The organism is Microcystis sp. M_QC_C_20170808_M9Col (genome assembly GCF_007095495.1).
In the GTDB taxonomy this organism is placed as follows: domain Bacteria; phylum Cyanobacteriota; class Cyanobacteriia; order Cyanobacteriales; family Microcystaceae; genus Microcystis; species Microcystis aeruginosa.
On record NZ_SFBZ01000195.1, the window covers coordinates 1 to 9,647 of the forward strand.

The window sequence follows — 9,647 nt, forward strand, 5'->3', positions numbered from 1 at the left end:
TGTTCTGAATAATAAACTAAGGTTTTTTGACTACACCATAAATCAAATTCTCCTGCTTTAAAGCCATCAGTAAATCTGATTTTACGTCGGTCATCAGATAGTTGGTAGCCTGTTAGTTTGTATTCAACGGAACGACTATGCTTTTTGAACCGAGGAAACCCCTTTTTTCCCGGTATCTTGGCATGACAATTCTGGTAAAACCGATTAATTGATTGCCAGGCTCTATCAGCAGCCGATTGACGTGCTTGTGAGTTTAATTTATTAACCCATGGTGTCTCTTTATTATTAGCTAGTACCGCGCAAAGTTTTTGGAGATCATTGCGGGTTGTCCCTTGATTGGACCGCCAATAACGAACACAAGAATTACGCACAAACTGAGAAGTTTTGATAGCTTCATCAAGCCGGTGATATTGCTCTGGTGTTCCGTTTTTTAGCTTTGCTTCTACGACTAGCATCTAACAATCCTCGACCCTTGGCTAAGTTAATTATAACACAGTTTACCCACAGATGGTGGAATTAAACCGATGCTCTGCGGTTGATATTCTGGTCGGATTTCATCCCCCGCAAAGCTGAGTATCTTGTCGAAAAATGTAGCGGGGGCATTCATCCGACATTTTAGGTAAAAACTTGTGCGACATTCCGTGCCTGTATGCTGATTTTTTTAAGGCAAACAGAGCTAAGGAGGATGTTTCCCAGCGATAAGCTTGTAGTTTCTGCACGATAGCGGCTGTGTCCGTCAATTTTGACTATCCTTAACGATTTCAACGAGAGGGACGGGATCTAGGGGTTACGTTTTTAGCTTTTAACAGGCCTAACCATTCAACTTACCCGATTTATGTCGGTCTCTTCGATTATTACAGAATGTTTACACAATTTGTCAAATATTTTCTCTCGCTCCGGGCTGCCATGGAAAAAAATAAGTATAATTACTTAAGTATTTGTTCACAGTAAGCAAAATTTTATTAAAACTCTTGCTAAATGTATCATTATATGCTTCTTTCCTTTTGGCGGCGGGGTATCCTAGCTAACGGGAGGGAAAAAGCAAAACCCTCTTTACAGATACATTGACACTTTGTCAAGTATTTGTTACATTAGTTAAAAAAGGTGATACCAATCACCCATCTCGCTTGTTATCAACCACTGTCTTCATCGAGGAGGAACACCATGTCTCAACCGATCGAACTTTCCTTAGAACAACAGTTCAACATTCGTTCTTTTCAGACTCAGGTAGAAAAAATGAGTCAGGAGCAAGCGCAGGATTTCCTGATCAAGCTCTACGAACAAATGATGGTCAGAGAAAATATGTACAAAGCTTTTCTCAAACACCAGTGGGGTCTAGATTCTAATCCCTGGGCCCCCCAGTAACTCATTTCACCCCTGCGGGCGACCTCTTTCTCCGGCTGGGTTTCTCCGGAAACGAGCTAGGGATGCGGGGCGCATTTCTTCACCTTTTTAGCTATTCTTAGGGAAGGATAACCGAATTGCTAGGGGTTAATTTATGTTCGAGCGCGCTTTGATCTGTACAGATCTTTTCGATGGTCTCCATCGTCTTGTCCATTGTGTGCCACACTTAGCCCTGAGCGGCTTAAAACAAGTTATCTTCCTCCACAGTATTCCGGTTTGGGAACAACCCACCCTAGCTGCCGTAGATCAAGGAAAAATTGATGCGGCTAAAGAAAAATTATCCCCAGCTTTAGCAAATATTCCCGCAGGTATGACAGTTAGTCTGGAAATCTCTAACCGTCGTCCCGTGGATGCCGTGCGGGAAATCCTCGCGCATCACTCTATCGACGTGATTTTGATGGGAAATCCCATGCGCGGTGCTGTCCAAGAAAAATTATTCGGTAGTACCAGTTTAGCGATCGCAGGTATTACCGATATTCCGCTGCTGATTTTCCGACCGCAATTATTATCAGTTTATACTCGCGATGAATTAGCCCTGCGCTGTCAGCATCTCTGGAAACATTTATTAATTCCCTACGATGGCAGTCCCGACGCAATTTATCTAATTGAACAGATGGAAAAATACGCCCCAACCCGCGCCCCCGGCTCTTTTGAGCAATGTCTCCTCGTCCGGGTAGTGGAAAATATCAGTCGCGATCCCGGTGTCACCGAATCTCGTTTAAATGATGCCCGTCGGGAATTAGAATCGGTGCAAGTGCGACTAGAAAAACTCGGTTTGCAAGTACAGAGCCAAGTGCGACAAGGAACACCTGTATTAGAAGTTTTGACGGCAGCAGAAGAAGATGATATCAGTGCGATCGCTGTAGCCACCTGCCATCGTTCCAATATGTTGGAATGGTTAGCAGTGCGTCGAATTAATGAAGATATTCTTCATCAACTGTGGTTCCCCTTATTATTTTTCTCCCCCAAGGGATAGGCTAGAAAAAAGATCCTCTTGGGGAGAAACCACAGAGACACAAAGGACAGAGAGAAGAGCCGAAAATTTTTTGGGAAAATTAACTTAAGTAAGTAGTTATAATTAAATTAAAGATAGATTTTGCCTCTGATCCCCCCTGCCCCCCTTAATAAGGGGGGTGCCGATCCCCCCTTAATCCCCCCTTGATAAGGGGGGTGCCGATCCCCCCTTAATCCCCCCTTGATAAGGGGGGTGCCGATCCCCCCTTAATCCCCCCTTGATAAGGGGGGTGTCTGACAACTTTTAACAACTACCTACTTAACTGCTCGATTAATCCAATAACTTTAGCCTTAATTTCATCGCGAACTCGGCGAAAAGTTTCGATGGGTTGACCATCGGGATCATCAATTAACCAATCCTCGAAAATTTCCTGTAAAACCCATCCTTCCGGCAGATTGACACCGCAACCACATAGGGAGATAACGGCATCATAATCTTCAGGATTAAAATCCCTAATTGGTTTAGAAGTTTGGTCGGTAATATCGATACCAATTTCCCCCATAACTTCGATTGCTCCGGGGTGAACTTTGGCCGCTTCTAATCCGGAACTTGTGACGGCAATTTTACCCGCGCCTAAAGTTTTAGCGAAACCTTCGGCGATTTGGGAACGACAGGAATTTTTTCTACAGGCAAACATGACTTTTTTCACAATTTTAACTCCTAGAAATTTAATTAGGGGATAGGGAAATAGGGAAATGGGGAAATAGGGAAATGGGGGGATAGGGAAATTAGGGGATAGGGAAATAGGGAAATGGGGAAATAGGGAAATGGGGGGATAGGGATTAAGAAACATCTTCCCCAACACCCAACCCCTAACACCGTTTTTTCTCTTTTTCCTTCCTTTCACTATAGCGATCAGTCAGATAATCTACCTGATCTCGCAGGAGAATGGTAAACTTATAAAGTTCCTCCATCACATCAATAACTCGATCTCGATAGGGGGAATCTTTCATCGTGCCATCCTCGTGAAACTCCTGATAAGCTTTAGCCACAGAAGATTGATTAGGAATAGTAAACATTCGCATCCAACGACCAAGAATTCGCAGAGTATTAACCGCGTTAAAAGATTGGGAACCTCCGCTTACTTGCATGACTGCTAAAGTGCGGCCTTGAGTGGGACGAATCGCACCAATACTTAAGGGAATCCAATCAATTTGGTTTTTGATAATGCCGCTAATATTGCCGTGAAGTTCGGGAGATGACCAGACTTGACCCTCAGACCATTGACTTAATTCTCGTAATTCTTGCACCTTGGCATGAGTATCGGGAACACTGCCATAAATCGGCAATTCACGGGGATCAAAAAAGCGCACTTCTGCTCCATATTCAGTGATAATTCTCGCCGCTTCTTCCGCTAATAAACGACTGTAGGAACGTTCCCGCAAAGAGCCATACAGAAAAAGAATTCTCGGTTTGTGAGTCGATTGGATCATGGTGAATAATTATTTGTAAGAACTCAAGCAACGAGGATCGAGAAGGGTGGCTTTTTCTGGATCTCTGGGAAACCAAAAGGCGGTTTTTTTACAGAATTCTACCAACATTAACATCACAGGTACTTCAATCAATACCCCCACTACTGTCGCTAAAGCAGCCCCCGAATTCAATCCGAATAACATCACCGCAGTGGCGATCGCTACCTCAAAATGATTACTAGCACCAATTAAAGCAGCGGGAGCGGCATCTTCGTAAACTAAATTGAGTTTGAGAGCGGCCACATAACTAAGTAAAAAAATCAGATTAGTTTGAATAAAGAGGGGAATAGCAATCAGGAAAATATGCAGGGGATTACTGACGATTAAATCGCCTTTGAAAGCAAAGAGGAGGATTAAGGTTAACAATAAGGCAGTGATTGCCACAGGACTGAGATAGTGAAGAAAACGCGATTCAAACCAGGCCCGTCCTTTATGTTTAAAAATCCAGTGACGGCTATAGATACCAGCAATAAGCGGTAAACCAACGTAGATTAACACAGAAAAAACAATGGTCTGCCAAGGGACTACAAAATTATTAGCTGCCAGTAACCATTTACCTAGAGGAGCGTAGAGAAAAAGCATCGCTAGGGAATTGACTGCTACCATAATTAGGGTATGACCCTGGTTACTGTAGGAAAGATAGCCCCACATCAAGACCATGGCCGTACAGGGAGCAATTCCTAGTAAAATAGCTCCAGCAGTGTAGGAACTAGCTAAACTTACCGTCTGTCCTCGGATAATCTCCGTTTGACTCAACCAAGGCAGAAACAGCCAGCCGAGAAAAAATTGAGCCAGCGCCACCATGGTAAAGGGTTTGATCAGCCAATTAACCACTAAAGTTAAAATAACTGGTTTGGGAGTACGGGCAGCCCGAAGAGCTTGAGAAAAGTCGATCTTAACCATGATCGGATACATCATGAAGAAAAGACAGATGGCGATCGGAATAGAAACGTTATAGACACTCATGGCATCTAAAGTCTGCGCTACGTCCGGAAATGACCGACCGAGGGCAATTCCCGCCAAAATACAGAAAATAACCCAAAGGGTAAGGTATTTTTCAAAAATACTAAGGCTACCGCCAGCTTTGGCGGCTTTAGGATTGATTTGATTAGTCATCGCACAAAGGTGGAAAGGGAATAATGGGAGATTGGGTAATCCACCTTTATTATTTCAAAAAAAGTTGATATGTCAAGGGTAAAAGCTAGTTATAAAGCTTTAATATTTCTAAAAATCTTGATTGGTTACTGATTTTCCTCGCAGAAACGAGCGGTGACAAGGGAACTAAAACGACGATATTCCGATAGATATTCTTCTAGGAGAAGAAATTGAGATAGATTTAGGCTGTAGTAGATCCAACGACCTTCTTGACGACTGCGGACTAAATTGGCTTCTTTTAGCGTTTTTAGGTGAAAAGATAATTTAGATTGGGCGATATCGAGATGGTCGCGCAATTCACAGACGCATAATTCCTGATGTCGCAACAGTTGCAAAATTTGCAGCCGTAGGGGATCCGAGAGTGCCTGAAAACCAGTGTAAATTTGGGTTAACGAGTCGGGAGATGTGGTCAGAGAGTTGAACATTGAGATTGCCCCTAGTGGGAAGGAAATAAGAAAGCGGGAAAATTCAGAATTGCAACAAAACTTTATGTATTTTTGTATCGAATCAGGAAAACCAGCGAATCATCCCCTGTATGATAGACAATGGTTTTGACCAGATTAGCCCTTAAAATCATTGTAAACAGGTTAGGAGACATCATGGAATTATTTGCGGCTCTCAATTTAGAACCCATTTTTCAACTCACCTTCGTGGCGCTAATCATGTTAGCTGGCCCCTTTGTCATTTTCCTACTAGCTTTTCGTGGTGGCGACCTATAAAAACCGCCTCCCACCCATTGTTATTCGTGCTTTTTTGACTTCTCTCCTCTTTAGGGAGAGATTTTTTGTCTAAAACCCAGTCATCAGTTATCAGTTATCAGTCATCAGTTATCATACTAAATCTGGTTATTAAAAACTGATTATTTATTCCCCCTCGTGCATGAGTGCCTCTCCTTATATGTAGCCTATACTGTATGAATCAGTGTTATATTGGTAGCCAGGATGTGGGAAAAAGGCAAAGAAACGGTACAGACAATGAAGTTTATTCACTGGAAAAAGCAGCAGTTATTGATGATTTTTGTCCTAGGGCTGGCAATTTCAGTCGCGTGGGGGACAATTTTGCCTGTTTTTACTCAAAAGCTTCCTGCACCTAATCCCTGTAACCAACTTAGGGGAGATATTCAAAATCGGGCAAAACAAGATGCAAAAGCTGACCAGTGGAATTTTTTCAATACTGATAAAAAGAAAAAGACAATTGGTGATATTTTAAATTTGTATAAAGAGGTAAATTCTCAAGCTTCTTGTTTTCCACAGGATGAATTATGGGATATCTATGAACAACAATATGATATTAATAAATATCCTGCCTGGATACCTGTGCTTGTTATTCTTGTTTTGGGTGGTATTTTGGGGACTGTTATTAGTGATACCTTAAAAAAATGGCTCAATCAGTCTTTAGATGCGATTAGTAAATGGATTTATAAAACCTTTGCTGGAACACCCTTATTTGAAAATATTGCTCTTAAAAAGTATCGACAAGCATTAATTGATAAATATCAAAAACTTAATATACCTTTTCGTCCTCATCGTCCCCTAGAAATGCGGGAGATTTATGTTTCTTTAAAAGCTTTTAAAGCGAGCGATCGCTCTTTGATTGAAGCAGAAAATGCGGTGCAAAAATACCGCCGCTTAGTGGTTAAAGGTGCGCCTGGTTCGGGGAAGTCGATGTTATTAAAGTATCTAGCACTTTCCTATTCAGAAGGACGATTCAAAAATTTATCGGATCGTCCCGTGCCAATTTTACTAGAATTGAACCGCCTCAATGAGGCTAATTTGACAGTAGAAAAGTTAGAACAACATTTAGTAGCAGCTTGCGATCGCCATAATTTTCCCAAAGCTAATCGTTTCATCTCTCAAGGTTTAAAAGACGGACGTTTGCTGCTGCTTTTAGATGGGTTAGATGAGGTTAGTAGTGGCGTTCGCTCTTCTGTTGTTCGGTGTCTTAAGGACTTTTTAGAATTAGAAAATTATAAAAAATGTCGAGTAATTATTACCTGTCGGACGGCTGTTTATCATGATGAGTTTGTCGATAATACCGAGGAAACTTTAGAGATTGTCGAATTTAGTGACCAGCAAATTCGCCGCTTTTTGCAAGCTTGGAAGTTGGAAATGCCGCCAGAGAAATCAGTAGAACAATTGATTCAAAACTTGCGAGCTAAACCGAAAATTATGGCACTGGCGCGGAATCCCCTACTGTTAACAATCATCGCCTATCTCTATACGGATACTCCCTTCGTTTTACCTCATTCGCGAGCCGAATTTTACACTAAAGCTACTGATGTTTTATTAGAATTGCGCGATCAAGAAAGAAATATCTCTAATCAATATAGTGGTGTCAACAAGCGGCGAGTTCTGCAACATTTAGCACTCTATGCTCAGAATAGCACTAATCGACAACAGCAAGATCGCCGCAGTCTTCTTGATTCTGAAGTATGGGAACAAGTTAAACAAGTCTTACCTTCATTAAATCTAGAGCCTAAAGAGGCTAATTCTATCGTTGATGAAATCGTCAAACGCAGTGGAATATTGCTTCGCATTGATGGCGGACAGCGTTATTATTTTCCCCATCTCACTCTACAAGAATATTTCGTAGCAGCAGCTTTAACAGACAAACAAGCTGAATTAATTCAAAAATGGCAAAACGCTCCTAGCGACTGGCTAGAAATTGTCAAGTTATGGTGTGGATTGCCAAACAATAGTACGGATTTAATTACGGCGGTATATCAACAAGATACACTGACAGCATTTGAATGTCTAGCAGATGCTCAAGAAGTAACACCAGAAGTTGCTCAGGAGATTATAGATTATTTTAAAACACAATTGAGAACCGATGAATCAATTTGTAGTGCTTTTGGCTCAGTCGCGGCTGATTTTCGTCCTAGAGGGAAAGCATTATTTAATTTTTTAGTTGATAGTTTAGATAATTCAGACAGCCAAAAAGCAGCGGCTCAAGCCTTATCCGCCACTAATTTGCCTCAAGCAGTAGAAAAATTAGTTATTTACTATGATCCCAATCAACCCCATTTTATAGAAGTGCGAGAAGCGTTGATCAGAATGGGAGGTTTGGCAGTTAATCAACTAGAATCTTTAGCTCGAAAAGGCTCTATAGAAGCAATGGATGATCTAGTTAAAATTGCCATACCAGAAGCGGCTGAGGCACTTGAAAGATTGCAGGAAGATCCGAACTTAAGCGGAAAAGTAAGTTTTCGACTTGCAGCACTGTTGAAGCAGTTAGAAGATAGTCAAGCTGAACGCGATCGCACTCTATCATGAAGGAAAACTAATGCTATTCAGATTCATTCGCCGACTAAAAAATCGAGCCGTCAAACAAAAGCGCCAGCCACAAGAGGTAATCGAAACGGACTTAAATTGGATTTGGCAACCCTTTGAAAATTCAAGCAATTTTCAGTTCTCTGCTACTGTCAAGAAAGTTGCTGCTGCAATTATTGAAAGCTCTGCTGATGATATTCCCACAATCACTCTTGAACTCGATCCTCGGTTAGTCATTCCTTTATGTGCGATTCAGTTACAAGATGAAATTAATCTAACTCAATTAAGTTATTTTAAAAATGAATTGGAATCGGTTTCACTTGAAAATTTAGACAATAAAATAGAGTTTGTTGATCGAGTTTTAAGTAAAATCAATCCAAACCAGCGTTGGTTATATTTATTTAATAGTCTGACACTTGAATTAAAATTTGCCTTACTGTCTCGCTTAATCAACTACCGCCGCCCCACAAGAAACGACTGGCGCAATCTTTTTGAAAAGATAGAATACGAGTTTAAAAAAGGCCGAGAATATCTAATTGTTTTAACTATTGTCTTCTTGCTCTCTCTTGGATCTGTAATTGAAATATTTGCCATTATGCTCAATCAGCAAAAAAGTTGGGTTAATGGCTGGATGGCAATCACAATTGTTGTTGTGCTGTCTTTTTTGAGAGTTTTATTGATAGAAATAACCGAAGAAGATAAATCAGAGCCAACTTTATTGATGCAATTGGGCTTACTGGGACCCTGGACGTTTTGCCGAGAATGGTATCGACTACTCAGAAAAAACCTAGTTTGGGAAGGGGTGACAGCTTTGTATGTGGCTAAGGCTAAGGCTGGGGCTGCGGCTGTGGCTGTGGCTTGGACTGTGGCTTGGGCTGTGGCTTGGGCTGGGACTGTGGCTGCGGCTGTGGCTGTGGCTGTGGCTGGGGTTGTGGCTGGGGCTGTGGCTGCGGCTGTGGCTGTGGCTTGGGCTGTGACTGTGACTGTGGCTGTGGCTGCGGCTGGGGCTGGGGATGTGCCTGTGGCTGTGGGTGTGCCTGTGGCTGCGGCTGTGAGTGTGCCTGTGATTGTGGCTGTGGCTGGGGATGTGGCTGTGGCTGTGGCTTGCGCTGTGGCTGGGGCTGGGGTTGCGGCTATTGGCTTTGGTTTGGGAATTTGGTATCTGGCTAAAGAAAAAACAGATTTAGGATGGGTGCGATTCTTGTCGATATTAGCTTTTCCCTGGTTTTGTTGGTTGCCCATTGTATTTGGGTTTACCTCTTTTGCTCTGTATCATCGCCTATCTTGGGAATGGCAATCAATATCCCTATTTTGGCTAGTTATCTTCGGATT

At 42.1% G+C, this 9,647-nt stretch carries 10 protein-coding genes; 5 read left to right on the forward strand and 5 right to left on the reverse strand.

Annotation, left to right across the window (positions count from 1 at the left end; translation table 11 throughout):
* Window positions 1-455: nuclease/transposase family protein (locus EWV68_RS11540; protein ID WP_502705880.1), on the reverse strand; the 455-nt coding region annotated here is incomplete at its 3' end.
* 709 nt (window positions 456-1,164) lie between these two features.
* Between EWV68_RS11540 and EWV68_RS11545 the strand changes: the two genes are divergently transcribed.
* A complete protein-coding gene (locus EWV68_RS11545) occupies window positions 1,165-1,365 on the forward strand; it encodes an NblA/ycf18 family protein (protein ID WP_002739006.1) in 201 nt (66 codons plus the stop codon).
* A 133-nt stretch (window positions 1,366-1,498) separates the two neighbouring features.
* Window positions 1,499-2,380, forward strand: coding sequence for a universal stress protein (locus tag EWV68_RS11550; protein ID WP_287169851.1), 882 nt, complete (start codon window positions 1,499-1,501; stop codon window positions 2,378-2,380).
* A 289-nt stretch (window positions 2,381-2,669) separates the two neighbouring features.
* Here EWV68_RS11550 and arsC read toward each other — a convergent pair whose 3' ends face one another.
* From arsC to EWV68_RS11570, 4 genes are all read right to left on the reverse strand, one after another.
* Window positions 2,670-3,068 carry an arsenate reductase, glutathione/glutaredoxin type gene (gene arsC, locus EWV68_RS11555; protein ID WP_149973869.1) on the reverse strand — a complete coding sequence of 133 codons (399 nt, stop codon included), beginning with the start codon at window positions 3,066-3,068 and terminating at the stop codon, window positions 2,670-2,672.
* Window positions 3,069-3,231: 163 nt separating this feature from the next.
* A complete protein-coding gene (arsH, locus tag EWV68_RS11560) occupies window positions 3,232-3,852 on the reverse strand; it encodes an arsenical resistance protein ArsH (protein ID WP_287169852.1) in 621 nt (206 codons plus the stop codon).
* 9 nt (window positions 3,853-3,861) lie between these two features.
* Window positions 3,862-5,007 carry an ACR3 family arsenite efflux transporter gene (arsB, locus tag EWV68_RS11565; RefSeq protein ID WP_287169853.1) on the reverse strand — a complete coding sequence of 382 codons (1,146 nt, stop codon included), beginning with the start codon at window positions 5,005-5,007 and terminating at the stop codon, window positions 3,862-3,864.
* Between the two features lie 125 nt (window positions 5,008-5,132).
* Entirely contained in the window at window positions 5,133-5,471 is a 339-nt protein-coding gene (locus EWV68_RS11570; RefSeq protein WP_016514455.1) for an ArsR/SmtB family transcription factor, read from the reverse strand.
* Window positions 5,472-5,645: 174 nt separating this feature from the next.
* On the opposite strand from EWV68_RS11570, the gene psb30 reads away from it, so the two are divergent.
* From psb30 to EWV68_RS11585, 3 genes are all read left to right on the forward strand, one after another.
* Window positions 5,646-5,765, forward strand: coding sequence for a photosystem II reaction center protein Ycf12/Psb30 (gene psb30 / locus EWV68_RS11575; protein WP_002736367.1), 120 nt, complete (start codon window positions 5,646-5,648; stop codon window positions 5,763-5,765).
* Between the two features lie 222 nt (window positions 5,766-5,987).
* The gene (locus EWV68_RS11580; protein WP_287169854.1) at window positions 5,988-8,318 is read left to right on the forward strand and encodes an NACHT domain-containing protein; all 2,331 of its coding nucleotides are present in this window, start codon (window positions 5,988-5,990) and stop codon (window positions 8,316-8,318) included.
* 10 nt (window positions 8,319-8,328) lie between these two features.
* Window positions 8,329-9,647: hypothetical protein (locus EWV68_RS11585; RefSeq protein ID WP_287169855.1), on the forward strand; the 1,319-nt coding region annotated here is incomplete at its 3' end.